The following is a 23,370-nucleotide window of genomic DNA, read 5'->3' on the forward strand; positions in this document are numbered from 1 at the left end:
CGGGCGTCGTCGGGAGGGCCGTGGCGGGAGGGGCGCGCTCATGGCCGGGAATCCGGGCGGCGGTTGAGGCGGTCCGGGACGCCTCCGGACATGCGGATGCCCCGCGCGAGGCGGGGCATCCGGTGGTGCGGCGGCCGTGTCAGTGACCGGCGGCCGGCGTGTTGGCGGCGGTGACGTTGACCGCGGCCCACGCCTTGTCCACCGTCTTGTACTCGGTGCTGTTCGCGCCGTACAGGTCCTTGGCCGCCTTCAGCGTCGCGACGCGCGCGTCGTGGAAGGAGGTCGTGGAGACCATGTAGCGGGTGAGCGCACGGTAGAAGATCGCGGTGGCCTTGGTACGGCCGATGCCCTTGACCGTGGAGTGGTCGTAGGTCGGCGAGTAGTACTTGACCCCGTTGATCGTCTTGCTGCCGCTGCCCTCCGCGAGGAGGTAGTAGGCGTGCGAGGAGACACCGGACCCGGCGTGCACCTCGGTGTAGTAGGTGTCCGGCGACCAGTAGTCGATCGTGCCCTCGAGCTTGTCGAGCGACGGGTGGTCGAGACGGCGCAGGAACTTCTGCGCGAGGCCCAGCTTCTCGCCGATCAGGTAGTCCGGCGTGTCCTTCGGGTTGTTGGCCGAGAACTCGACGTTGGAGCCGAAGATGTCCGCGAGCGACTCGTTCAGCGCGCCGGGCTCACCGTACTGGTTGCCGTCGGAGTCGACGTAGGTCGGCTCCAGCTTCGCGGTCGCGTCCACGACACCGTGCGTCAGCTCGTGGCCGGTGACGTCGAGGACGACGAGCGGCTTCTTGAACATCTGGCCGTCGCCGTCGCCGTACAGCATGCAGTTGCAGGTCGGGTCCCAGAAGGCGTTGGCGACCTTGTTGCCCCAGTGGACCATGCCCTGGGCGGCCTTGCTGTTGTTGGCTATGCCCTTGCGCCCGAAGGTGGCCTTGTAGAAGTCCAGGGTCTTGGTGATGCCGTACTGGGCGTCCGCGGCGGCACTGGCCCGGTTGCTGGTGGTGCCGTTGCCCCACACGTTGGTCGTGTTGGTGAACGCCGTGCCCGTGCTGAACTTCTCGGTGGTCCTGCCCTTGGCGTCGCGCGTCTCGGTGCCGTACCGGCTCGGGTCCTTGAGCTGGTAGTGGCCGCGCGAGGTCTGCGTGGTGGTCAGGCCGACGCTGCCCACGAAGAGGGTCTTGCCGGTGCCCTTGGCGGCCGACGGGTAGCTCGCCGCGGCACCTGCGACGCCGGAGCCGAGCAGGCCGGCCTCCGGGGAGGCCGTGCCGATGCCGGTGGCCGGGTCGATGGTCTCGCCGTGCTTGCGCAGGCTCTCCAGCAGCTTCGGCGACAGGAACTCGTCGCTGTCGGGCGTGTTGCTGCGCACCTTGCCGGTGACGGCGTCGACGACGACGGTGTTGGTGCCGCTCTGGTCGGTGACGGTCACCTGGTAGGCGAGGGCGGAGGAGCCGCCGCGCGCGTCGACGACCAGCTGGGGAGTGCCCGCGTCGCCCTTGGCGGCCTGGGCGGCCTTGGCGGCGGCCTGGTCCGCGGTCAGCTTGGCCTTGGTGGTGGCCGGCTGGACGGCGTGACCGGCGGCGCGGGTCACGCCGGCGTAGGCCAGCTTGTGGTCGAGGTGGACGACGAGGTCGCCGCCGAGCACGGGCATGCCGTCGTGCGTGCGGACGAAGCGGACGTGCCGGGCGCCCTCGGGGTCGAGCATCACGTCCTGCGCGTGCAGTTCGTCGCCCTGGGAGACGCCGGTCGCCGAGGCGTGGGCGAAGGCCGCGGTGCGCGCCGCCTCGACCACCCCGGTGGCGTTCGTGGTGGCGGACACCGAGGCCCGCTCCGCCCCCGTGGAGGGACCCGCGAAGGCCGTACCGGCCAGACCCGTGGCAGCGGTCGTCACCGCGATGGCGACGGCCACACTGCGTATGTGAGGTCTACGCAAGGATCAGGGTTCCTTCGTTCTGAGGCAGCCGGGGTCACCAACTGCCTTGAGGCATGACGCTGTTCCGCGTCACGGGGGCTGGTCGGGCCCCAAGGCGTAACCCTTACCGATCAGTCATGTCCACGTAAAGACGGAATGATCCATTTCGCGACCTTCTATGGCAATCCTTTACGAATGCGTGCCATAGAGCGATCACTTACTGACCGACTGTGTGTCGGCTGTGGAGACGGCGACTCAATCCCCTAGGTTCCAACGCCGGAATGTGACCGAGGTCGCATCAAACCTCGTACTGACTCGTATCACTGGAAGCGGGTGGCGGATGGTCTCGGCAACGGTGGGGCGGGGCGCGGTCCTCGGAGCGGTCGCGCTGTCGCTCCTCGCGGTCCCGGCGCGGGCCGCGACGGCAGCGCCCGACGCCCCGACGGCAGCGGCGGTTTCACGGGCGGCGCCGCCGGCACCCGACACCGCGGGCCTCGCCGCGGCGCTGCGGTCCGCGGTGGACCGGGGCGCGCCGGGCGCCCTGGCCCGCGTCGACGACCACGGCCGGACGTACGAGACGACACGCGGCGTCGCCGACCGGAGTACGGGACGGGCCGTCAGCGCCGACGACCGGTTCCGCGTCGGCAGCGTCACCAAGACCTTCTCGGCCGTCGTCCTGCTCCAGCTCGCCGACGAAGGCCGGCTGGCGCTCGACGCGCCGGTCAACCGCTATCTGCCGGGCCTGCTGCCGGACGACCGCATCACGGTCCGCCAGGTGCTCGGTCATCGCAGTGGCCTGTACGACTACACCGACGACATGTTCGCCGACAGCGTGTCCGGCTTCGAGGCGGTGCGGAACAAGGTCTTCACCTACCGTCAGCTGGTCGCCCTCTCCCTGAAGAAGCCCCGCACCAACGCGCCCGGCGCCGCGTACTCCTACTCCAACACCAATTTCGTGGTGGCGGGCATGCTCATCGAGAAGCTCACCGGGCACTCGGTGCGGACCGAGTACGAGGACCGCGTCTTCAAGCCGCTGAACCTGCGCGACACGTTCTACGTGCATCCCGAGACGGGGATCCCCGGCCGGTACGCCCGCGGATACCTCACCCCGGACAAGGCCGGCGACCCGCTGGTCGACTCCACCGAGCAGACGGTGTCGTGGGCGCAGAGCGCCGGGGCGATCATCTCCAGTGCGCGGGATCTCGACACGTTCTACGGCGCGCTGCTCGGGGGCAGACTGCTGTCCTCGGCGCGGCTGGCGGAGATGGAACGCTTCACGCGGGTCGACAGCACGACGGCGTACGGGCTGGGGCTGCGGCGGCGTGATCTGTCGTGCGGAGTCCCGGTGTACGGGCACACCGGGGTCGTGCAGGGGTACTACACGTATGCCTTCGCCTCGCAGGACGGGGCGCGGAGTCTCACGGCCATGGCCACCACGTCCAACAACGGGAAGGCGGCGGATGCGTTGGCGGGGGCGCTGGAAGCGGCCTTCTGCGGGAGCAAGGGAATGAAGGGGGCTGAGAGGGCTGAGGGGACTGAGGGAGACTGAGGGTTGGAGGGTTGGCTCCGTGCCCCTGCAGGGCCGGAACCCTCCGACAGACGCAGCCTCGAACAGCGGACGTACGACCGCGCGGCGACACCCTGGTCGTCGAGCCGGCCCTGCTGCGCGGTGGCGCCTCCCGGGTCACCGTCGTGGAGAGCGCGGTGCGCGGCCGGGCCGGCCTGCCCCCGCCGGCGGCTGACCCGCAGCTCACGGCCGCCGCGCAGGCGCACGATCAGCGGGAACACCGCCTGCGGCCGGCGCTCCCCCGCCGAGGTCGTGGACGGCTGGACGAACAGCCCCGGGCACCGCGCCAACGTCCTCAAGCGGGAGTTCCGCCACATAGGCGTCGGCTTCGCGGGCGGCGGCCGCGCGGGCACGTACGGGACCCGGCTGTTCGGTGGCTGAGCCGGCACTTTGCGTGATCTTGGCGGAATGGCATCCTCCGGGACACCATGCCCCGCATGAAGGGTGACCTCTTTTCCAGTGCGCACGTGGTGCGGCCGGCCATGCAGCCGGGAATGTCCGTCGAGAACGCCAAGTGCATCAAGTACGCGGTGAACGGCGAGATGTACGCCCGCCAGGGCGCGATGATCGCCCATCGCGGCGGCCTCAGGTTCGAGCGCAAGGGGCAGGGCGTCGGCGGCATGCTGAAGCGTGCGGTCACCGGTGAGGGGCTGCCCCTCATGGCGGTGCGCGGGCAGGGCGAGGCCTGGTTCGCGCACGAGGCGCAGAACTGCTTCATCGTCGAGGTCGAGCCCGGCGACCAGTTCACGGTCAACGGCCGCAACGTGCTGTGTTTCGACGCCTCGCTGTCGTACGACATCAAGACGGTGAAGGGGTCGGGCATCGCCGGCGGCGGCCTGTTCAACAGCGTGTTCAGCGGGCAGGGCCGGCTCGGGCTGGTCTGCGAGGGCAACCCGCTGGTCATCCCGGTCTCCGCGCAGTCCCCGGTGTACGTCGACACGGATGCGGTCGTCGGCTGGACGGCACACCTGCAGACCTCGCTGCACCGCTCCCAGTCCATGGGCTCGATGCTGCGCGGCGGTTCCGGCGAGGCCGTGCAGCTGATGCTCCAGGGCGAGGGCTTCGTCGTGGTGCGTCCGAGCGAGCTGACCCCGCAGAAGTCCCAGCAGCACTGAACCTTCACAGGGTGATCCGCGCCGCACGGGCAACCCCCGTCGCCGTACCCGCGTCTTGATCGACAACAGACCGACACGCCCCGGTCCCCTCGGCCGGGGCGCATTTCCGAGATCCTATACACGCGACGTATACACGCGATGTATACGCGTCGTGTATAGAAAGGCACGCATGTACGGCAAGGCTTTCGCCCCGGAGTACCAGGGCGCCCTGACCACACTGTCCGTGAACTCCTCGCTGGTCGATGTGCTGGCGCAGGGCACCGAGAAGCTGCGCGAGGCCGAGCGGTCAGGACGCAGCGCCGAGGCGGCCCGCTGCGGGCTCGCCGTCGCCGAGGCGCACCGGCGGCTCGGCCACACGGCGGACGCGGACCGGGCCTGGAAGGCGAGTTACCGCGCCGCCCGCGCGGCCGGCGACACCGCCGCGATGGCGTGGGCGCTGTGGAGCGGCGGCACCCTCGCCCGGCAGCGCGGGGCCTTCCCGCTGGCCTGGCGGCTGCTGGGGCTCGCGGCCGAACTCGGCGAGCGCGGCGGCGACATCGTCTGCCGGGGCTACTCACTGGCCGGTCTCGCCGAGACCGGCCGCATCCAGGGCGACTACGCGGCCGTCGGCCGGCTGCACGAGCAGCTGCTGGCCGAGGCACGCCGGCGCGGCGAGGCCCGGCACACGGTGTGGGCGCTGGAGGGCATCGCGCAGATGCACCGCAACACCGGGGACCACGACCGGGCGTACGCGCTGTTCGAGGAGGCGGCACAGATAGCCGAGCGGGCGGAGGACCGGCGCGGGCACGCCTGGGCGCTGCGCGGACTCGCCGACATCCTCTCGGTGCGCGACAAGGACACCGAGCGGGCGCTGGAGCTGCTGTCGACCGCGGAAGCCGGCTGCCGGGCGATGAACCTCTCCAGCGCGCTCGCCTACAACCACAAGATGCGTGGCAACGTCCTGTACCGGGCCGGCCGTTACACCGAGGCGCGGGATCTGTACGAGCTGGCGCTGGAGGAGTTCCGCGCGATGAGCGAGCCGCGCGGCGAGGCGCTGGCCCGGCTGGGCCTGGCCAAGTCGCTGGCGCAGCTGGGCCGGGACCGCGCCGAGACCGCCGCCGAACTCGCCGACCTGGCACGGACGCTGGAGCGCAGCGGACTCAAGCACGCCCGGGAGATGGTGGCGCGGGCCCAGGAGGAGTTCGGCCTCGAGGCGGCGGAGGTCGCCCGGTGACCGCCGTACAGGCGCCGCCGTCCGCACCCGAAGTCCTCGTCCGCTGCCGCGAGTTGGTGGACCCGGCGCTGCGCGGGGCGGTGGACCGGCTGCATCCGTGGGTGGCCGAGATGGCCGGGTACTCCTTCGGCTGGTGCGAGGTCGGCGGGGCGCCCGCCGCCGCAATGGGCGGCAAGGGCGTACGGCAGGCGCTGGCGGTGCTCGGTGCCGAGGCGGCGGGCGCCGACGGGCGGGCCGGTGTCCCGGCCGCGGTCGCGGTGGAGCTGGTGCACGCCTTCTCGCTGCTGCACGACGACATCATGGACGGCGACGCGACCCGGCGCCGCCGCCCCGCCGTGTGGAAGGCGTACGGCACGGGCCCGGCGGTGCTGGCCGGGGACGCCCTGTTCGCGCTGGCGGTGGAGACCCTCGCGACCGCGCCGCAGGGCGCCGGCACCGTACGGCTGCTGTCGGCGGCTCTCGCCGACCTGGTCCGCGGGCAGGCCGACGACCTGCTGTTCGCCACCCGGCCCTGGACCGGCCCGGAGCGGGTCACACCCGAGGAGTACCGGTCGATGGCGGAGGGCAAGACCGGCGCGCTGCTGGGCTGTTCCGCCGCGCTGGGCGCTGTTCTCGGCGGGGCGGGCGAGGCCGAGGCGGGCGCGCTGGACCGGGCCGGACGGCATCTCGGCGTCGCCTTCCAGCTGGTCGACGACGTGCTGGGCATCTGGGGCGACCCGGCCGTCACCGGCAAGCCCGTGGGCGGCGATCTGCGGCAGCGCAAGAAGACGTATCCGGTGCTGGCCGCGCTCGGCTCCCCGGCGGCCCGCGGGCTGCCCGGACTGCTCGACTCTCCGGGGCGGGCCGAGGAGGCCGCCGCGCTGATCGAGGCGGCGGGTGGGCGTACGGCGGCGCTGGCCGAAGCCCGTGCCCACACCACCGCCGCCCGGGCGCTGCTCACGAAGGCACCGCTGGCCGCCGGAGCCGCCGGGCAGCTCCTGCGGCTCCTCGATCACCTGGTGGACCGTCAGCTGTGATCCCGGCCGTCCGGTGAAACCGTGTTGACCTCGGGAGTCCGCACGGGTCAGGGTGCGAACGGCGCGGCCCAACACCCCCGCGCCGGAAGGGTGAAGCACCTTGATCGGCATCAGGGAGATCGAAGCCGCCGCGGAGCGGATCGCCGGGCATGTCATACGGACGCCGACCGTGCCTAGTCCGGGCCTGAGCGAGCTGCTCGGCGTCCCGGTCACCGCCAAGCTCGAACTGCTCCAGCGCACCGGTTCGTTCAAGGCCCGCGGGGCGACGGCGAAGCTGTTGTCGCTGAGCGAGGCGGAGCGAGCGGCGGGCGTGGTCGCCGTCAGCGGCGGCAACCACGGGATCGCCCTCGCGGTGATGGCCGCGGCCCTCGATGTGAAGGCCACCGTGGTCATGCCCCGTACCGCGCCCGCGCGTTCCGTCGCGCTCGCCGAGCGGGCGGGGGCGCAGCTGCGGCTGACGGACGGCATGGACAGCGCCTTCGCGCTGGTGACGCGGCTCAGGGACGAGGGGCTGACCCTGGTCCACCCGTTCGACGACCCGGTGGTGATCGCCGGGCAGGGCACGGTCGGGTCGGAGTTTGCCGAGGACGCGGCGGACGACCTGACGGACGTCGTGGTCAGCATCGGCGGCGGGGGGCTGATCGCCGGGGTCGCGGCGGCCCTCGCCGCCCGGCGTCCCGGGGTGCGCGTCTGGGGCGTGGAGACCGAGGGCGCCGAGGCCATGTCGGGTGCGCTGAGGGCGGGCGGACCGGTGCCGGTACCCCTGTCGTCCCTGGTCACCACGCTCAGCGCGCCCTCCGTGTCCCAGCTGACGTACGACCATGTCTCCGCGCTGGTCGAGGAGGTGCTCGTGGTGCCGGACCGGGACGCGGTGCAGGGCTCGCTGGACCTCGCCGACCACGCCAAGGTGTGGGCCGAGCCGGCCGCGGGCTGTCTGCTGCCGGCGGTCCGGCAGGTCGCGGCCCGGGTCGGTGACGGCGCCCGGATCGGACTCGTGGTGTGCGGCGGCAACACGACACCGCGGGAACTGACGGGCTGGGCCGAGCGGTTCGGGCTGCTGTGAGCCAGGGCCGCGCCCGGGAATTTACCCTCGGTTACCCGCAGGTCGAACGACCCCCGGGTGCGGCCATCCCAAACTCGCAAGCCCTTTCGAAGAATTGAATGAAAGGCAGGAACGGCACCGGACTGGCGATTCTTTGAACGCACCCCGGCACGCCCCGCGTACCTCTGTAGGACACGAAACAGGGGTTTCAGCGAGGGATGACCATGACCAAGGCGCACGTCTCCGCTCACGAGTTGGTCGCCGGACGATACCGGCTCCTGGAGGTCTTCGCCCGCGAGACGAACCGCCTGTGGTGGTACGCCGAGGACGTGGCGGCGGAGCAGCCCCGGCTGGTGGCCCAGACCACTCTGCCGGAGCCCGCCGGTGACGACACCGCGCGCCGGGTCACGGCCCGTGTCGTGCGGACCTCGGAGACCATGCGGCTGCTGTGCCCCGGCCAGGTCGCCACGGTCGTCGACGCCGTGGTGGAGGCCGGCACCCTGTGGACGGTCACCGAGTGGATCGACGGCACGCCCCTCGACGAACTCCTCGGCCGCGAGGGCGGGTTCAACGTCGCGCGGGCGGCCCGGGTCGGTCTGGAACTGCTCGATGTGCTGCAGGCCGCGCACGACGGGGGCATCACCCACGGCGAGCTGAGCCCCGGCCAGGTCTTCGTACGGGACAGCGGGCCGGTCGTCGTCACCGGGTTCGGGCTGGCCGGCGCGACCCTGGTGCCACGGCTCACGGCACCGTCGTACGCCTCGCCCGAGCAGGCTCGCGACGAGCGCATCGGACCGGCCGCCGACCTGTGGGCGCTGGGTGCGCTGCTGTACACGATGGTGGAGGGTCGGCCGCCGTTCCGCGACCGCGGCCGGCCCGACGCCACGCTGAAGGCCGTGGACCGGCTGCCGCTGCGCACCCCGCTGCGCACGGGCCCGCTCACCCAGGCCGTGCAGGGGCTGCTGCGGAAGAACTCGCGGGAGCGGCTGACCCGGCCGGTGGTCAGGGAGGCCCTGATCCGGACCCTCGACGGGGACGCCGACGCCGACCGGGAGCCGGTTCCCGTGCCCCGGCTGCGCGGCGCGTACACCGGTGTCCGCCTCGCCGGGCGGGAGCCGGGCAGATGGCTCCTGGCGGCCGGTACCGCGCTGGCCGTGGTCACCGTCGCCGCCGCCGTCCTGGCCGCGACCCACCAGGGGCCGGGCGCCGGCGGCGCGCAGGCACCGGCCCACCCCGCCACCTCGGCCGGACCGCCCGGCAGGCCCACCGCGGGCACCGCGCCCTCCTCCCCCACCCCGACTGCGAGTGCCTCAGCCGGCCTGCCGGCCGGCTATCACCGCTACACCGCCCCGGAGGGCTTCTCCGTCGCCCTGCCGGCCGGCTGGAAGCGGCTGACCACCTCCCGCGCCACCGGCGCCTACCGCGTCATCTTCGGCCGGGACGGCACCTCCCCCACCCTCGCCGTCACGCACAGCGAGCACGTCGGCCCGGATCCCGTGGCCGTCTGGCAGGAGGACGTCGAACCCGGCCTGCAGCGTTTCCCCGGCTACCAGCGCATCGGCACCGTCCGGGCCACCACGTACGAGGGGTACAGGGCCGCCGACCTGGAATGGCTGGCCGGGACGGGGGACGCGCGGGTGCACACTTTCGGGCGCGGCTTCCTGACCGGCCGCGGCGACGCCTTCTCCCTGCGGTTCACGACCCCTGCCGCGACCTGGAACGACGCCGCGAACCGGCTGGCGCTGAGGACGTTCCTGCAGACGTTCCGGTTGCCGCAGGGCTGACCGGCGCCGTGGTCCGTTTTCCAGCCGCCACCTCGGGGACTCGCCACGTATGGTGCAAATCGGGTACACGATGATGACCGAGCAGGCAGGCCCCCGGGACCTCGTGGACCACGTCGTCCGGGCCGAGGAGACCGGGTTCGACTTCTCGGTGATCTCCGACCACTACTTTCCGTGGCTGCGCTCGCAGGGCCACTCCTCGTACGCGTGGAGCGTGCTGGGCGCCGCCGCCCAGGCCACCTCGCGGATTCCGCTGATGACCTATGTGACCTGCCCCATCCTGCGCTACCACCCCGCGATCGTGGCGCAGAAGGCGGCCACCGTGCAGCTGCTGTCCCAGGGCAGGTTCCGGCTCGGGCTGGGCGCCGGCGAGAACCTGAACGAGCATGTGGTGGGCACCGGCTGGCCTCCGGTGGACGTACGGCACGAGATGCTCGAGGAGGCCGTGGGGATCATCCGCGCCCTGTTCGAGGGCGGCCATGTCACCCACCACGGGCCGCACTACGACGTGGACTCGGCCCGGCTGTGGGATCTGCCGGAGGAGCCCCCGCCGATCGGGATCGCCGTCTCCGGCGACCAGTCGTGCGAGCTCGCCGGGCACCTCGCCGACCTGGTCATCGCGACCGAACCGGAACGGGGACTGCTGGAGGCCTTCGACCGGCACGGCGGCAGCGGCAAACCCCGGGTCGGCCAACTGCCGGTGTGCTACGACCCCGACCGGGACACGGCGGTCAAGCGCGCCCACTCCCAGTTCCGCTGGTTCGGGCTCGGCTGGAAGGTGAACGCCGAACTGCCGCACCCCGACTCCTTCGAGTCCGCGACGCAGTTCGTGGACGAGGACGACGTGGCCGCCTCCGTCCCGTGCGGCGACGACCCGGACGCCTTCGTCGAGGCCGTGCGGCCGTATGCCGAGGCCGGGTTCGGGGAGATCGCGCTCGTGCAGATCGGCGGCGACGCGCAGGCGGAGTACCTGGACTGGTCGGCGAAGACCCTGCTGCCCGCGCTGCGGGAGGCCTTCGGCTGACAGCCCGGACACCCGGCCCCAACCGGACCGCCGAAGCGTGGTCAATGCGTCGATATAGGCTTTCCGGTCTGCGCCCGCTCCCGGGTGCGGTCCCTTGAGCATGCCTGCAGGAGAGTCATCCGTGACCCTGGTCATCGACCCGTCCGAGACGTCCGCCCCGGCCGCGCAGCCGCTGTCCGACCTGGTGGCGCGCGACGCCCGTGAGTTCGGCGGCTACGCGCGCGCCGGAAGCTGGGCCTTCGCGCTGATGGTGGCCCGCAGTGTGCGGCCGGGCGGACAGGCCGCCGGGGAGACGCCGAAGGTGTCCGCGAAGGAGTTCGCGCAGCTGGCCGGCTGCTCACCGGAGCGGGTCATGCGCTACTACAAGGCCTGGGACCGGGCCGCCGACGACGGGCTCGTGCCGCACTTCGAGGCGCTTCAGCCGGGCCAGGAGGTCGAACTGCCGGACGCGGACGTGTGGCTGAGCTACTACGTCTCCCGCAACAGCGCGACCTCCGAGCGCGGCACCGCGATCGCCGAGGCCGCCGAGGCCGAGGGCATCCGCCCCACCAAGGCACTGGAGGTCGCCGAGAACCCGACCGCCCTGCGCGCCGCCATCCTCGCCGACCCCTCCACCGCCCGAGCGGCCCGCGCCGCCCTGCTGGACCGGCTGCAGGAGGACCCCGGGCTGCAGGCGGAGCTGGCCCGTGACGTCGTACGGACCGACGACCTGAAGAAGGCCGTCGCGACCGAGAGCCGGGCCGCGGACCGGATCGGGTACGTCCGGCAGATCGCCGAGTCCGGGCAGATCAGGACGCCGGCCGGGCAGACCGTCGACGCCCCGGCCGAGCTGCGCGAGGAGGCCGAGCGCCATCTGTCGCTGCTCGACGAGCTGGAGGACGGCGAAGACACCGGCGAGTGGGCCACCGAGGCCTACGGCACCATGAAGTCGCTCGTCGTCGAGGCGGTCGAGGCCGACCCCCGCTTGCGCGTCCAGGAACGGCGGACGAAGTTCTACAGCAGCCTGCAGAAGGCGACCAGGGCCTTCGAGGAGCTGACCTTCGACGACGCCCAGGACTTCTACGAGGACGACATGGTCCGGCGCCTGGAGGATCTCCAGCAGGCCATCGGCAGTTGTCTGGCCGCGCTGCGCGGAGCCGGCGGGAATCCGTCGCAGGGTTGAGCATCCCGGCCGTCACGGGGGTACTAGAGGGCCCTGAGCCGATCGTCGCCGGGAGGCCCTCGCGTGACCGCGTTCGTGCACAAGACCCTGGTGGTGGAGCTCCGCTCGGAAGGCACCGGCCGGTGCCCCGTGCTGGCCCATCTCAGTTACCACGCCGACGACCCCTTCGCCGTCACCGCCGTCTTCTGCCACGACGGCCGGGTGCTGGCCTGCTGGCGGCTGGACCGGGAGATGCTCCTGGAAGGTCTGGCGCGGCCCGTCGGCGTGGGGGACGTACGGCTGCGGCCGGCCTCGACCGGTGGGTGGCACGAGCTGCGCATGGAGTTCCTCGGGGACGTCCGCCCGGACGGCGGCCGGCAGCACGCGGTGGTGTTCGCCTGGGCGCCGGCGGTCGCCGCGTTCCTGCGGCAGACCCACCGGATCGTGCCGCCGGGTCGGGAACGCGCCCCCGTCGACGCGCTGTTGGCCGAGATCCTCTCCGCGGGCTGAAGAGCTCGGGCCGTTGCCCCGGCCCGATGATGATCAGTAAAGTCATCCGGGTGACTGCCGGGTCGGCCATGGGCCACGCACGAGTGAGGTTCCCGGCCCCGGCGTGAGCGCGAGGCGGGCCGGAGACCCGCCGCCGTCTCCGAGTGCTCCTGGCCGGCGCCCGCGTGGGCGCCCGCCCTTCCCACGGACCTCGACACCCGGAGACCCCCTTGAAGCCCATGCAGACCGTCCGGCCCACCGTGCAGCACGCCCCCACGCCCGCCGTCCGGCTCGACCACACCGCCGTCCTCGCCACGGACCGGCGCCTGTCGGCGGAATTCCTCGCCACCGTCCTGGGCCTGAAAGTGGGCGCCCCGTTCGGGCCGTTCCTGCCCGTCGGCCTCGGGGGCGGCGTGACGCTCGACTACTACGAGAAGAGCGACGCCCCGGTCCAGCCGCAGCACTACGCGTTCCTCGTGCCCGACGAGCAGTTCGACGGCATGATCGCCCGCCTGGAGGCGCTCCGCGTCACCTACTATGCCGACCCGCACCACAGCGAGCCCGGGCGGATCAACCGGCTCTTCGGGGGCCGCGGCGCCTACTTCGCCGACCCGGCCGGGCACAACATGGAGATCATGACCCGGCCGTACGTCCGCCCCTAGCCGGGGACCCGGGCGGGCGCACGTCCTCGTCGCCGGACGGGGACGTGTGCCGGCGGCGGGCCCACAGGGGCAGGCCGAGCCACCACAGCAGGTACCAGGCGACGACCACTGACACCAGGACCGGCACACAGGTGCCGTGCGTGGCCACCCGGAGGATCAGCAGCAGCGCCGATGTCATGGTGGCGAGCAGCATGACCAGGCCCACCAGGGTCATCCGGGACGCCAGCCGCACCGCCCGCGGCTTGACCCGGCGGCCGGAGACCAGCCGGTGCAGGGAGACCGGACCGATGAGGGCCCCGGTGGTGCAGGCGCCCAGGACGACGGTCACGATGTAGATGACCTGGTCGGCGTGGGGCAGCGTGGCGTACTTCGGCTGGAAGACGACGGTCAGCAGGAAGCCGAACAGGATCTGCACGCCCGTCTGGGCGACGCGGACCTCCTGGATGAGATCGGCCCACATCCGGTCGGCCCGCTCCTCCTCGGTCTCGTTGCGCCCCCTGCGCCGTCCTTCCTCCGTCATGCGGTGTCGTGTAACCGCCCGGCCGTTCGTTCAAACGGTGGGTACGGGAGTGCCTACCACCGGTGTTCGACCTCTTCCCTGATCCGCCGCTCGTACAGCTCGCGGATCGCGGTGAACGTCTCCTCCGGCAGCGGCGGCAGCTTGGCGGCGGCCGCGTTCGCCCGGGCCTGCTCCGGTTTGCGGGCGCCCGGGATCACCGTGGTCACGCCGTCCTGCTCGATGATCCAGCGCAGCGCCAGCTGGGCCGGGGTGTAGCCCTCGGGAGTGAGCCCGGCGAACTCGGCGGCGGCCTCGACACCCGTCTCGTAGTCGACGCCGGAGAAGGTCTCGCCCTGGTCGAAGGCCTCGCCGTGCCGGTTGTAGGTGCGGTGGTCGTCGGCCGCGAACACCGTGTCCTTGGTGTACTTGCCGGACAGCAGGCCGGAGGCGAGGGGCACGCGCGCGATGATGCCGACGCCGGCCTCGCGGGCGGCGGGGAGCACCTCGTACAGGGGCTTCATGCGGAACGGGTTGAGAATGATCTGCACGCTCGCCACGTTCGGCCGGGCGATCGCCGTCAGCGCCTCGGCGCAGGTCTCCACGCTCACCCCGTAGGCCGCGACGCGCTCCTCCTCGACCAGGGTGTCCAGGGCGTCGAACACCGCGTCGGAGGAGTAGACGGGCGTCGGCGGGCAGTGCAGCTGGACCAGGTCGATGCGGTCGACGCCGAGGTTGCGGCGGGAGCGGTCGTTCCAGGTACGGAAGTTGTCCAGGACGTAGTTCTCGGGGATCTGCTCGACCCGGCGGCCCATCTTGGTCGCCACGAGGACATGGAGGTCGGGCCGGCCGCGCAGGAAGGAGGCGATGGTCTCCTCGCTGCGTCCGTCGCCGTACACGTCGGCCGTGTCGAAGAAGGTGACGCCCGCCTCGGCCGCGGTCTCGAGAACGGACAGCGCCTCCTTGTCGTCCACGTCGCCCCAGTCGGCACCCAGCTGCCACGTGCCGAGCCCGATCACCGATGCCCACTGTCCCGACCTGCCGATTACACGTTCGTCCATGGCGCCCAGTGTGTCATCCGGCACCGGGGCGCGCCCGAACTCCCCACGGAGCGTCCGCGCCCCGACGACCGCCCGGCCCCGACGGAACCTTCGTCGACGACGCGGCCTTCCGCGGGTCCGCGGAGGCCCTGCTCACCGGGCCGGGCGAGGCTCGCTGGGTCGGCTGTGCGGGGTCAACTGGGCCTGGACGAGCGGCCCGTAGCGGTCGGCGATGGTGTCGACGTCGGTCTGCCGAAGGTGCGGGCCGCGTGCGATGCCGTACATCACGCCGAGGCCGACGAGTGCGGCGACGGCGAGTTCGGCACGCAGGCCGGGGTCGGGGCCGGTGAGCCGGGCGGCGAGGCGTTCGGTCACCTGGGCGCGGAAGTTGGCGCGCAGGATGTCGCCGCGGTCGCCGTGCAGCGGGGCGAAGGCGATGCGCAGCAGCGGATCGGCGCCGCGCTCGCGCTGGCTGGCGAGGACGTGCCGGGCCATGTGCCGGCCGAGGCCGGCGAGCGGCGCGTCCAGCAGGGCGTCCGCGTCGGTGTCGAAGGACATCACGCGGGCGAACAGGGCGTCCTTGTTGCCGAAGTACTTCACGATCAACGGCGGGCTCACACCGGCGCGTTCGGCGACGGCCCTGAGCGTGATGTCGGCGTGCGCGTGCCGGGCGAGGAGGTGGCGGGCCGCTGTGAGGATGGCCGCCTTGGTGGCCTCGGCGTCGCGGCGGGCGGACAGGCCCGGTGCGGGTGGCGTGCTCACGTCTCCTGTGCTCCCTCCATGGCCTGGCCGCGGGCGCCGCGGGTGGCGTCCGTGGCACGGCGGGTGCCGTCCGGGGCGCCGTCGCCGGGGATGGACAGGGCGGCGGCGCAGGCGGCGAGGGCGACGGCGCCCGCCATCGCGAACGCGAGCAGATACCCGTGCAGGGTGGGGACCGGTACGCCGCCGACGGGGCTGCTGTGGTGCACGAGGACGGCGGCGACGGCGGCGCTGGAGGTGGCCTGGCCGACGGTGCGCATGAGGACGTTGACGCCGTTGGCGGAGGCGGTCTGCCCGGCCGGTACCGCCCGCAGGATGAGCGTCGGCAGCGCCGAGTAGGCGAGTGTGGTCCCGCTCGCCACGACCGTGGCCCCGCCGATGATCAACCACAGGTCGCGGCTGTCGGCGATGCGGACCCCGTAGCCGCAGGCGATGACGGCGGCACCCAGCGCCAGGGTGATCCGCGGGCCGCGCGCGGCCGAGATGCGGGCCGACAGCGGCGACAGGAGCAGCATGGTCACCCCGCCGGGCAGCAGACACAGACCGGTGGCGACGATCGACAGGCCGAGGCCGTAGCCGGTGGCCTTCGGTGCCTGGACCAGCTGGGCGGTGACCAGCGAGTTGGCGTAGAAGGCGAACCCGGTGAGCAGGGCGGCGACATGCGACAGGCCCACCCGCGGCCGGGCCACCAACCGCAGGTCGACCAGCGGCCGTTCGGCGCGCAGCTGCTGCCACCACCACAGGGCGAGGACGACGCCGGCACCGAGGAACAGCCCGAGGACCCGGGCGCTCCCCCAGCCCCAGGAGCCGCCCTGCGAGACGCCCAGCAGCAGGCACACCAGCCCGGCGGCGAGCCCCAGCGCACCGGGCACGTCGAACCGGCCGGGCTCGCGCACCGGCGACTCCCTGACCGCCCACCAGGTCGCGCCGACGCCCATCGCGCCCAGGGCGCTGGTGAGCCAGAACATGGTGTGCCAGTCGGCGTACTGGACGACCAGCGCGGCGAGCGGCAGGCCGAGCGCGGCGCCGATGCCGACGGTGGAGCTCATCAGCGCCACCGCCGAGCCCCGCCGTTCCGGCGGGAGTTCGTCGCGCAGGATGCTGATCGACAGCGGTACGACGGAGGCGGCGGCGCCCTGGAGTGCGCGGGCGGCGATGAGGACGCCGATGTCGGAGGTCAGGGCGCACAGCACCGAGCCGATGGTCATCAGGGCGAGCGCACCGGTGAGCACCCGGCGCTTGCCGTACATGTCGCCGGCCCGGCCGAGCACCGGGGTGAGGACGGCGCCGGAGAGCAGGGTCGCGGTGACCGTCCAGGAGACGGTTGCGGCGGACGCGCCGGTGAGCCGGGGCAGGTCCGGCAGCAGGGGGACGACGACGGTCTGCATGACCGCCATGAGGATGCCGCCCGACGCCAGCACCGGGATGGTGAGCCGGTCCCGCAGCGGGAGCGGCATGACCGGGCCGGGCGGCCGGGGTATCGGGGCGGACTGGTCCATTCTGCGCTCCTGTGGACGGCACGGTGCTCGGTGAATGGCCATTCACCTTATCGGGTGAATGGCCATTCACCAATGTTTCCGGTACCGGCGCGGGGCACTCAGTCGAGGTTCTTCTCCAGGGCCGCCAGATAGTTGTGCATGAAGTGGTCTCGGATGCCGTCGGAGGCGGGTGCGAAGGCGTCGGCGGTCAGTCCGGTCGCCCGGTCGGTGAGCGCCGACAGCATCGGCATGCTCTCGTGCAGCCGGCCGTGCGAGTCGATGTAGCGCAGGGCGCGGACATGGGTGAAGGCGGGCTCGGGCGGCAGCTGGGGCACGATGTCGTTGTTGTTGACGAAGCGGTACATGCGGCCGCCGAATCCCTTGTGGAACGCCTCGGCGAGCAGCCGGTCGCAGGTGCGCGGCTGGCCGTAGGTGTACACGCCATCGGCGGCCAGGTGCGGGTCCTCCAGATACATCCGGGCGCCGGCCAGCATTGCGAGGGCGCCGCCCAGGCTGTGCCCGGTGAAGTACACGGTCCGGCCGTCGGTGCGCAGCTCGGCGAGGGTCCGGTGGACGGCCGGGTAGACCGATTCCAGGGCCTCGGCGAATCCGTGGTGGACGTATCCGTTGCCGCCGGGTCCGGGCCTGGGCGGGGTGGTGGCGTCGGTGAGCCAGTCCTTGATCCGGGTGGGTTCGGTGCCGCGGAACGCGGTGACGATCATCCGGTCGCTGGCCACGGTGTACGCCTGGGTGTCCTGCAGCGGGAAGGGCGGGGTGAAGCGGGTCTCGTGGTGGCGCACCTGGTCGAACCCCCACTGGGCGGCCTGGTCCTCGACGACGGCGGGGTCCTTGTAGGCCAGGTCGGCGGCGCGGGCCAGCCAGTAGGCGCGTTGCAGGCTGTAGCCGGCGGAGGTCTGGTCGAACGAGACGGGTACGGCCATGGACGGGACTCCTCGGGTGTGGGGGGAAACCAGGGGGTGCCGGGGCGGCGGGAACGGGCGGGGACCTAACCGCGCCGGGCCGGGGACCAGGCGTGCGGGGGGCGCGCCGCCCTGGGGCCGAGCCACCGTTTGAACCTGTGCAGCGCCTTCAGCCGGCCGGCCGCCTTGTCGAGGCCGTAGTACAGCTGCGGCGGGACGTACGGCAGCAGGGGCGAGTGGCGCCGGCCGAGGAGGGCGAACATCCGGTGCGGGGGGAGGTGGATGTAGCGGGACAGGTTCTCGTACCACTGGGCGCTGTGGCGCGCCGCGCTCTGCTCGGGCAGCAGTTCGGCCGTGCGCCGGTGCTCGTAGGCGGCGAGGGCGTCGGTCAGGCCGGTGTGCTCGTGCAGGGCGCGGGCGAGGCACATGGCGTCCTCCAGCGCTTGGGCGGTGCCGGCGCCGCCGGAGTAGTGGGTGGCGTGGGCCGCGTCGCCGAGCAGCACCAGGTTGCCGTGGTGCCAGGTGCGGTTGCTGACGGTGCGGAAGGTCAGCCAGCCGGCGCCGGGGCGGCCGGTGAGCGGGTGGCCGTCGAGGACGTCGGCGAAGAGTCGCTCCAGCAGGGTGAGGCCGTCCGCCTGCGTCGCCCGGTCCAGGCCGAGCCCGGTGAACGTCTCCGGGGAGCACTCGACGACGCAGGTGCTGTGCTCGCCGCCGCAGCCGTGGCCGCAGACCCAGATCCAGCCGTGCTCGGTCTCGGTGAAGGCGAAGGTGAGGGCGTCGAAGACCTTGGTGGTGCCGAGCCAGACGTAGCGGTTGCGGCCCGGGGTGATCCGGGTGCCGAAGGCCGCGGTACGACGGGTGCGCAGGGTGCTGTGCGGCCCGTCGGCCGCGACGACGAGGTCCGCGCCGGCCGGCGGTTCGGTGATCCCGCTTGCGAACTCCAGCCGGACGCCGAGGAAGCGGGCCCGGTCGGCGAGCAGGCCGAGCAGCCGGTGGCGGCCGATGCCGAAGCCCTCGTCACCGTGGTGTCGGATCGTCAGGCCGCCCACGTGGGCGACGCCGTCGCTCCAGCGGACGGAAGCGTCCTCGATGGCGCGCGCCGAGGCGAGGTCGTGCTCCCGGAGCCGTTCGAGGAGGCCGCGCCGGTAGGTCACGCCCCAGCCGTAGGTCGAGCCCTCGGGGTCGCGCTCGTGGACGGTGATGTCATGGGACGGGTTCTGTCGCTTGAGCAGGATGGCGAGGTACAGACCCGCGGGCCCGCCTCCGACGCAGACGACCTTCACGCGCACACCCCTGACAGTCACCCTATGCGGTCGGACGGAAACGCAGGGTAGCAGGGCGGCTGGGCCGCCCGATCGCGTCAGTTTGGCGTGGTGATCAGGGCCACTCGGACGGACCGCGGACGAGAAGGATCCGTGGAATCGGGGCCGCAGCGGCAAGGAATTCCCTGTTCCGGGGCACATCACCCCCCGGTCACAGCAAGATCACCTTCGTTCAAATCTGTATGACATGTGGGCAATTGTCCGGATCGTAGCCAACCGGCTCCGGGCGATTTCTTCCCGCCCCGAAGCCCCCGATAGGCATGCGTCGTCACCCACCGGAACACCCTCCAGGAGGATCCGTATGCCCGACATCACCCGGCGCCGTGCGCTCACCGCGACGGCGGCCCTCGCCGCGACGGCCACCGTGACCACCCTCGCGGCACCCGCCGCCTCGGCCGCCGGCCACGACCAGCCCATGCCGATGCCGGAGACCTTCGACGAGGTCTACAAGGGCCGCCGGATACAGGGTCGGCCGATGACGATGGGTCACGGCGGCCATCACCACGAGCACGGCGGCGGGTACGAGGTGTTGATCGACGGCGTCCAGCTGCACGTGATGCGCAACGCCGACAGCAGCTGGATCAGCGTCGTCAGCCACTACGCCCCGGTGCCCACCCCGCGCGCCGCCGCCCGGGCCGCGGTGGACGAGCTGCAGGGCGCCCCGCTGCTGCCCTTCCCCGCCAACTGACCGCCCCCGCAAGGACTTCGGAGCATCGCGCACCATGACCGTACGCAAGAACCAGGCCACCCTGACCGCCGACGAGAAGAAGCGGTTCGTGTCCGCCGTCCTCGAACTCAAGCGCAACGGGCGCTACGACGAGTTCGTCCGCACGCACAACGAGTTCATCATGTCGGACACCGACACCGGCGAGCGGACCGGCCACCGCTCACCGTCGTTCCTGCCCTGGCACCGCAGATTCCTGCTCGACTTCGAGCGGGCGCTGCAGTCGGTGGACTCCTCGGTCGCGCTGCCGTACTGGGACTGGAGCACCGACCGCACCGTGCGTGCCTCGCTGTGGGCGCCGGACTTCCTCGGCGGCACCGGGCGGAGCACGGACGGTCGGGTGACGGACGGCCCGTTCGCCGGCTCCACCGGAAACTGGCCGCTGAACATACGCGTCGACGGCCGTACCTTCCTGCGCCGCTCGCTCGGCACGGCCGTGCGCGAGCTGCCGACCCGGGCGGAGGTGGAGTCGGTGCTGTCGATGCCGACGTACGACATGGCGCCGTACAACAGCGCCTCGGACGGCTTCCGCAACAACCTGGAGGGATGGCGCGGGGTCAATCTGCACAACCGGGTCCATGTCTGGGTCGGCGGGCAGATGGCCACCGGGGTCTCCCCCAACGACCCGGTGTTCTGGCTGCACCACGCCTACGTCGACAAGCTGTGGGCTCAGTGGCAGCGGCGGCACCCGGACGCGGGGTACGTGCCGGCCGGCGGCACGCCGGACGTCGTGGACCTGGGCGAGACGATGAAGCCGTGGAACGACGTGCGTCCGGCGGACCTGATGGACCACACGCGGTACTACACGTTCGACAGCTGATCTGCTCCGGTGTGATCAGGCCTCGGCGGTGCGGCACTCCGGGTGGCCCCAGCCCTGCGCGTTCTTGGCGATGGACTCGCCGGCCGCGTAGGAGCGGCCGCACAGGCAGCGGCCCGGGAACTTCGCCTTGATGGTGCGGGAGGACGCCGCGCCGCCGGTGCTGCGGGGCGCCTTCCTGCGCGGGGCGGCCGCCTTCGGGGTGTCGGGCGAGGGCGGCGGCTCGGGCGAGCCGAGTGCGCTGCCGGCCGCCTCCTGCACGGAGGCGGCCTGGCTGGCGGCGCGGTCGGCGAAGTCGTTCAGCGGGTCGCCGTCGACCTGGTGGGCCGGTACGTAGCGGAACTCGACCGTGCGGCCGTCGAGAAGCGCGTCGATGCGCACGACCAGGTCCTGGTTGGCGACGGGCTTGCCGGCCGCGGTCTTCCAGCCGTTGCGCTTCCAGCCGGGCAGCCAGGTGGTGACGGCCTTCATCGCGTACTGGGAGTCCATGCGGATCTCCAGCGGCACGTCGGCCTCGACGGCCGTGAGCAGTCGCTCCAGGGCGGTGAGTTCGGCGACGTTGTTGGTGGCCCGGCCGAGCGGCCCGGCCTCCCAGCGGGCGGGGGTCCGCTCGTCGCCGTTCGAGACCACCCATGCCCATCCGGCCGGCCCGGGGTTTCCCTTCGAAGCACCGTCGCACGCGGCCACCACACGTTCACGCATACGCACGATCATGCCATGGCCGCGCCGGTCCCCGTCACGGTCGGGTCAGACGTCCTTGACCTTGGGCATCTCACCCTCCGTGGTCGCGATGTCGATCACGGAGAAGTTCGCGCCCTGCGGGTCGCTGAGCGCCGCGAACCGGCCGAAGGGGCTGCTCATCGGCCCGAAGCGGAGGACACCGCCGAGCTTGGTGGCACGGGCCACGGCCTCGTCGCAGTCGTCGACGGTGAAGTAGACGTTGATGTACGACGGCACCTCGGGCGGGAAGTCGTCGGTCATCCGCATCCGGCCGAGGACGGTCTCCTCGCCGACGTCGAACATCCGGAAGTCCACCGCGTCGTCCACGATGTCCTTCATCCGGTACGGGAAGACGGCGGAGAGGAAGGTGTCGGCCTTCTCGGGCTCACGGGTGAAGACCTCGGCCCAGCAGTAGGCGCCCGGGGTCGCCGTCGCCTCGAAGCCCTCGTGGCTGCCGGCCTGCCAGACGCCGAAGACGGCCCCGCTGGGCTCGCGGGCCAGACACATCGTGCCGAAGTCGCCGACCTGCATCGGCTCCATCAGCACCTCGCCGCCGTTTTCCCGGATCTTCTCCGCGGTCGCGGCGGCGTCCGGCGAGGCGAAGTACAGGCACCACTGCGACTGGCCCTCCTGGCCGGGCATGGGCGGGACCACGGCCGCCACCGCCTTGCCGTCCGCGTAGGCCTGCGTGTAGTTGCCGTACTCCGACGACGACTCGCCGAAGGTCCAGCCGAGGACGTCGCCGTAGAACCGCTTGGCTCCCTCGACGTCGTTGAACATCGCATCGGCCCAACAGGGCGTTCCCTCGGGTTGTACGGCCATGCTCACGGCCTCCTGGTCTTCGGTCCCGTACGGATGGTCCCCCGCCTGTGAGGCTTACGTCCCGAAGCTCACGCTAGCGATCCGCCCGTCGGCCCGCGCGCCGAACCGGGGAAGCGCCCGGACAATGGGAGTGGAGGCGACGGTGCGATGACGACGGGCACGATGCGGGCGTGGTCGGTGGTGCTGCCGGGGCCGGTCGACGGGCATCCCCTGCGGCTGGTGGAGCGGCCCGTGCCGGTGCCGCGGGCGGACGAGCTGCTGGTGCGGGTGCGGACCTGCGGGGTGTGCCGGACCGATCTGCATGTCGCCGAGGGCGATCTGCCGGTGCACCGCCCCGGGGTGACCCCGGGGCACGAGGTGGTCGGGGAGGTGGTGGGGGCCGGGGCCGGGGTGCGGGACTTCGCAGCGGGTGACCGGGTCGGCGTGGCCTGGCTGCGGCACACCGACGGGGTGTGCGCGTACTGCGCGCGGGGCGCCGAGAACCTGTGCCCGTACTCGGAGTACACCGGCTGGGACGCCGACGGCGGATACGCCGAGTACACGACCGTGCCGGCCGCGTTCGCCTACCGGCTGCCCGGCGCCCTGGCCGACGTGGCGGCGGCACCGCTGCTGTGCGCGGGGATCATCGGGTTCCGTGCGCTGCGGCGGACCGGACTGCCCAAGGGCGGGCGGCTCGGCCTGTACGGGTTCGGGGGCAGCGCCCATCTGTGCGCGCAGGTGGCGCTCGCCGAGGGTGCCACCGTGCACGTGGTCACCCGGGAGCCCGCCGCCCGCAGGCTGGCTCTGGAACTGGGCGCGGCCTCCGCGCGGGACCTGGACGAGGCGCCGCCGGAGCCGCTGGACGCGGCGATCCTGTTCGCCCCGGCCGGCGAGCTGGTCCCGGTGGCGCTGCGCGCCCTCGACCGGGGCGGCGTGCTCGCCCTCGCCGGGATCCACCTGACCGACGTACCACCCCTGCACTACGAGACCGAGCTGTTCTACGAGAAGGAACTGCGCAGCGTCACCGCGAACACCCGTGCCGACGGCCGGGAGTTCCTCGCCCTGGCCGCCCGGCACGGCGTTCGCGCGACCACGCACGCCTATCCCCTCTCCCGTGCTCCCCAGGCACTTCGCGACCTCAAGGCCGGCCGGTTCGACGGGGCGGCCGTCCTGTACGCCGACCTGTCCTGAGCAGCAGGCAGGCACACCACACCGGCGTACGGGCACCCCGCGCGAGGGCGCGGTGCACCGGCGCCCGGGCACTCCGTTCGCCGGTTGTGCCCCGATCAGCAGGTTTACACCACCGAGTGTCATGATCAGCCCCCTTCGCGCTG

Annotated in this window: 22 protein-coding genes and 1 pseudogene; 14 read left to right on the forward strand and 9 right to left on the reverse strand. The window is 72.4% G+C overall.

Annotated features, from left to right (window positions below; all coding sequences use genetic code 11):
- Nucleotides 1-139 precede the first annotated feature (139 nt).
- Complete coding sequence (locus ACWGJ5_RS12815) at nucleotides 140-1,930, reverse strand: M4 family metallopeptidase (protein WP_453309751.1); 1,791 nt, start codon at nucleotides 1,928-1,930, stop codon at nucleotides 140-142.
- Between the two features lie 319 nt (nucleotides 1,931-2,249).
- Here ACWGJ5_RS12815 and ACWGJ5_RS12820 point away from each other — a divergent pair, with 319 nt between their 5' ends.
- From ACWGJ5_RS12820 to ACWGJ5_RS12870, 11 genes and pseudogenes are all read left to right on the forward strand, one after another.
- Nucleotides 2,250-3,458, forward strand: a complete 1,209-nt coding sequence (locus ACWGJ5_RS12820; protein ID WP_453309752.1) for a serine hydrolase domain-containing protein — start codon at nucleotides 2,250-2,252, stop codon at nucleotides 3,456-3,458.
- Between the two features lie 123 nt (nucleotides 3,459-3,581).
- Nucleotides 3,582-3,857: pseudogene (locus ACWGJ5_RS12825) on the forward strand (CAP domain-containing protein); the annotation flags it as partial.
- A 56-nt stretch (nucleotides 3,858-3,913) separates the two neighbouring features.
- Nucleotides 3,914-4,591: an AIM24 family protein gene (locus tag ACWGJ5_RS12830; protein ID WP_453309753.1), complete on the forward strand. Its 678-nt coding sequence runs from the start codon at nucleotides 3,914-3,916 to the stop codon at nucleotides 4,589-4,591.
- A 169-nt stretch (nucleotides 4,592-4,760) separates the two neighbouring features.
- Complete coding sequence (locus ACWGJ5_RS12835; protein ID WP_453309754.1) at nucleotides 4,761-5,804, forward strand: tetratricopeptide repeat protein; 1,044 nt, start codon at nucleotides 4,761-4,763, stop codon at nucleotides 5,802-5,804.
- A complete protein-coding gene (locus ACWGJ5_RS12840) occupies nucleotides 5,801-6,820 on the forward strand; it encodes a polyprenyl synthetase family protein (protein ID WP_453309755.1) in 1,020 nt (339 codons plus the stop codon). The genes ACWGJ5_RS12835 and ACWGJ5_RS12840 overlap by 4 nt, the downstream gene beginning before the upstream one ends.
- Before the next feature lie 100 nt (nucleotides 6,821-6,920).
- Nucleotides 6,921-7,883 (forward strand): threonine/serine dehydratase, encoded by a 963-nt coding sequence (locus ACWGJ5_RS12845; RefSeq protein ID WP_453309756.1) that lies wholly within the window; start codon nucleotides 6,921-6,923, stop codon nucleotides 7,881-7,883.
- 197 nt (nucleotides 7,884-8,080) lie between these two features.
- Nucleotides 8,081-9,646: a serine/threonine protein kinase gene (locus ACWGJ5_RS12850; RefSeq protein ID WP_453309757.1), complete on the forward strand. Its 1,566-nt coding sequence runs from the start codon at nucleotides 8,081-8,083 to the stop codon at nucleotides 9,644-9,646.
- A 49-nt stretch (nucleotides 9,647-9,695) separates the two neighbouring features.
- Nucleotides 9,696-10,667 (forward strand): LLM class F420-dependent oxidoreductase, encoded by a 972-nt coding sequence (locus ACWGJ5_RS12855; protein WP_453309758.1) that lies wholly within the window; start codon nucleotides 9,696-9,698, stop codon nucleotides 10,665-10,667.
- Between the two features lie 121 nt (nucleotides 10,668-10,788).
- Nucleotides 10,789-11,829 (forward strand): hypothetical protein, encoded by a 1,041-nt coding sequence (locus ACWGJ5_RS12860; protein ID WP_453309759.1) that lies wholly within the window; start codon nucleotides 10,789-10,791, stop codon nucleotides 11,827-11,829.
- Between the two features lie 63 nt (nucleotides 11,830-11,892).
- The gene (locus ACWGJ5_RS12865; RefSeq protein ID WP_453309760.1) at nucleotides 11,893-12,318 is read left to right on the forward strand and encodes an SsgA family sporulation/cell division regulator; all 426 of its coding nucleotides are present in this window, start codon (nucleotides 11,893-11,895) and stop codon (nucleotides 12,316-12,318) included.
- 218 nt (nucleotides 12,319-12,536) lie between these two features.
- Nucleotides 12,537-12,959: a VOC family protein gene (locus ACWGJ5_RS12870; RefSeq protein WP_453309863.1), complete on the forward strand. Its 423-nt coding sequence runs from the start codon at nucleotides 12,537-12,539 to the stop codon at nucleotides 12,957-12,959.
- On the opposite strand, the gene ACWGJ5_RS12875 is transcribed toward ACWGJ5_RS12870, so the two are convergent.
- The 6 genes from ACWGJ5_RS12875 to ACWGJ5_RS12900 form a co-directional block, all read right to left on the reverse strand.
- Complete coding sequence (locus ACWGJ5_RS12875; protein WP_453309761.1) at nucleotides 12,931-13,479, reverse strand: DUF6328 family protein; 549 nt, start codon at nucleotides 13,477-13,479, stop codon at nucleotides 12,931-12,933. The two genes, ACWGJ5_RS12870 and ACWGJ5_RS12875, sit on opposite strands and share 29 nt — an antisense overlap.
- 53 nt (nucleotides 13,480-13,532) lie before the next feature.
- The gene (locus ACWGJ5_RS12880) at nucleotides 13,533-14,516 is read right to left on the reverse strand and encodes an aldo/keto reductase (RefSeq protein WP_453309762.1); all 984 of its coding nucleotides are present in this window, start codon (nucleotides 14,514-14,516) and stop codon (nucleotides 13,533-13,535) included.
- 132 nt (nucleotides 14,517-14,648) lie between these two features.
- Entirely contained in the window at nucleotides 14,649-15,257 is a 609-nt protein-coding gene (locus ACWGJ5_RS12885) for a TetR/AcrR family transcriptional regulator (protein ID WP_453309763.1), read from the reverse strand.
- Nucleotides 15,254-16,753: an MDR family MFS transporter gene (locus tag ACWGJ5_RS12890; protein WP_453309764.1), complete on the reverse strand. Its 1,500-nt coding sequence runs from the start codon at nucleotides 16,751-16,753 to the stop codon at nucleotides 15,254-15,256. The genes ACWGJ5_RS12885 and ACWGJ5_RS12890 overlap by 4 nt, the downstream gene beginning before the upstream one ends.
- A gap of 98 nt (nucleotides 16,754-16,851) precedes the next feature.
- Nucleotides 16,852-17,673, reverse strand: coding sequence for a lipase family protein (locus ACWGJ5_RS12895; protein ID WP_453309765.1), 822 nt, complete (start codon nucleotides 17,671-17,673; stop codon nucleotides 16,852-16,854).
- A gap of 65 nt (nucleotides 17,674-17,738) precedes the next feature.
- On the reverse strand, nucleotides 17,739-18,941 hold the full coding sequence (locus ACWGJ5_RS12900; RefSeq protein ID WP_453309766.1) for an FAD-dependent monooxygenase: 1,203 nt from the start codon (nucleotides 18,939-18,941) through the stop codon (nucleotides 17,739-17,741).
- Between the two features lie 334 nt (nucleotides 18,942-19,275).
- Here ACWGJ5_RS12900 and melC1 point away from each other — a divergent pair, with 334 nt between their 5' ends.
- Both melC1 and melC2 read left to right on the forward strand, forming a co-directional pair.
- Complete coding sequence (melC1, locus tag ACWGJ5_RS12905; protein WP_453309767.1) at nucleotides 19,276-19,662, forward strand: apotyrosinase chaperone MelC1; 387 nt, start codon at nucleotides 19,276-19,278, stop codon at nucleotides 19,660-19,662.
- Nucleotides 19,663-19,696: 34 nt separating this feature from the next.
- Nucleotides 19,697-20,518, forward strand: a complete 822-nt coding sequence (gene melC2, locus ACWGJ5_RS12910; protein WP_453309768.1) for a tyrosinase MelC2 — start codon at nucleotides 19,697-19,699, stop codon at nucleotides 20,516-20,518.
- A 15-nt stretch (nucleotides 20,519-20,533) separates the two neighbouring features.
- On the opposite strand, the gene ACWGJ5_RS12915 is transcribed toward melC2, so the two are convergent.
- Together ACWGJ5_RS12915 and ACWGJ5_RS12920 are read right to left on the reverse strand one after the other, a co-directional pair.
- Nucleotides 20,534-21,229, reverse strand: coding sequence for a ribonuclease H family protein (locus tag ACWGJ5_RS12915; protein ID WP_453309769.1), 696 nt, complete (start codon nucleotides 21,227-21,229; stop codon nucleotides 20,534-20,536).
- A gap of 33 nt (nucleotides 21,230-21,262) precedes the next feature.
- Nucleotides 21,263-22,057, reverse strand: a complete 795-nt coding sequence (locus tag ACWGJ5_RS12920) for a VOC family protein (protein ID WP_453309770.1) — start codon at nucleotides 22,055-22,057, stop codon at nucleotides 21,263-21,265.
- A gap of 162 nt (nucleotides 22,058-22,219) precedes the next feature.
- On the opposite strand from ACWGJ5_RS12920, the gene ACWGJ5_RS12925 reads away from it, so the two are divergent.
- Complete coding sequence (locus ACWGJ5_RS12925) at nucleotides 22,220-23,227, forward strand: zinc-binding alcohol dehydrogenase family protein (RefSeq protein WP_453309864.1); 1,008 nt, start codon at nucleotides 22,220-22,222, stop codon at nucleotides 23,225-23,227.
- Nucleotides 23,228-23,370: the final 143 nt, after the last annotated feature.

The organism is Streptomyces sp. NPDC054783, assembly GCF_053611725.1.

What these genes read in the sequence shown, in the direction of transcription:
- ACWGJ5_RS12820 (WP_453309752.1), top strand. Translation starts at nt 2,250, where the DNA reads ATGGTCTCGGCAACGGTGGGGCGGGGCGCGGTCCTCGGAGCGGTCGCG.
- ACWGJ5_RS12830 (WP_453309753.1), top strand. Translation starts at nt 3,914, where the DNA reads ATGAAGGGTGACCTCTTTTCCAGTGCGCACGTGGTGCGGCCGGCCATG.
- ACWGJ5_RS12835 (WP_453309754.1), top strand. Translation starts at nt 4,761, where the DNA reads ATGTACGGCAAGGCTTTCGCCCCGGAGTACCAGGGCGCCCTGACCACA.
- ACWGJ5_RS12850 (WP_453309757.1), top strand. Translation starts at nt 8,081, where the DNA reads ATGACCATGACCAAGGCGCACGTCTCCGCTCACGAGTTGGTCGCCGGA.
- ACWGJ5_RS12855 (WP_453309758.1), top strand. Translation starts at nt 9,696, where the DNA reads ATGGTGCAAATCGGGTACACGATGATGACCGAGCAGGCAGGCCCCCGG.
- ACWGJ5_RS12870 (WP_453309863.1), top strand. Translation starts at nt 12,537, where the DNA reads ATGCAGACCGTCCGGCCCACCGTGCAGCACGCCCCCACGCCCGCCGTC.
- ACWGJ5_RS12875 (WP_453309761.1), bottom strand. Translation starts at nt 13,479, where the DNA reads ATGACGGAGGAAGGACGGCGCAGGGGGCGCAACGAGACCGAGGAGGAG.
- ACWGJ5_RS12880 (WP_453309762.1), bottom strand. Translation starts at nt 14,516, where the DNA reads ATGGACGAACGTGTAATCGGCAGGTCGGGACAGTGGGCATCGGTGATC.
- ACWGJ5_RS12890 (WP_453309764.1), bottom strand. Translation starts at nt 16,753, where the DNA reads ATGGACCAGTCCGCCCCGATACCCCGGCCGCCCGGCCCGGTCATGCCG.
- ACWGJ5_RS12895 (WP_453309765.1), bottom strand. Translation starts at nt 17,673, where the DNA reads ATGGCCGTACCCGTCTCGTTCGACCAGACCTCCGCCGGCTACAGCCTG.
- melC1 (WP_453309767.1), top strand. Translation starts at nt 19,276, where the DNA reads ATGCCCGACATCACCCGGCGCCGTGCGCTCACCGCGACGGCGGCCCTC.
- melC2 (WP_453309768.1), top strand. Translation starts at nt 19,697, where the DNA reads ATGACCGTACGCAAGAACCAGGCCACCCTGACCGCCGACGAGAAGAAG.
- ACWGJ5_RS12915 (WP_453309769.1), bottom strand. Translation starts at nt 21,229, where the DNA reads ATGATCGTGCGTATGCGTGAACGTGTGGTGGCCGCGTGCGACGGTGCT.
- ACWGJ5_RS12920 (WP_453309770.1), bottom strand. Translation starts at nt 22,057, where the DNA reads ATGGCCGTACAACCCGAGGGAACGCCCTGTTGGGCCGATGCGATGTTC.
- ACWGJ5_RS12925 (WP_453309864.1), top strand. Translation starts at nt 22,220, where the DNA reads ATGCGGGCGTGGTCGGTGGTGCTGCCGGGGCCGGTCGACGGGCATCCC.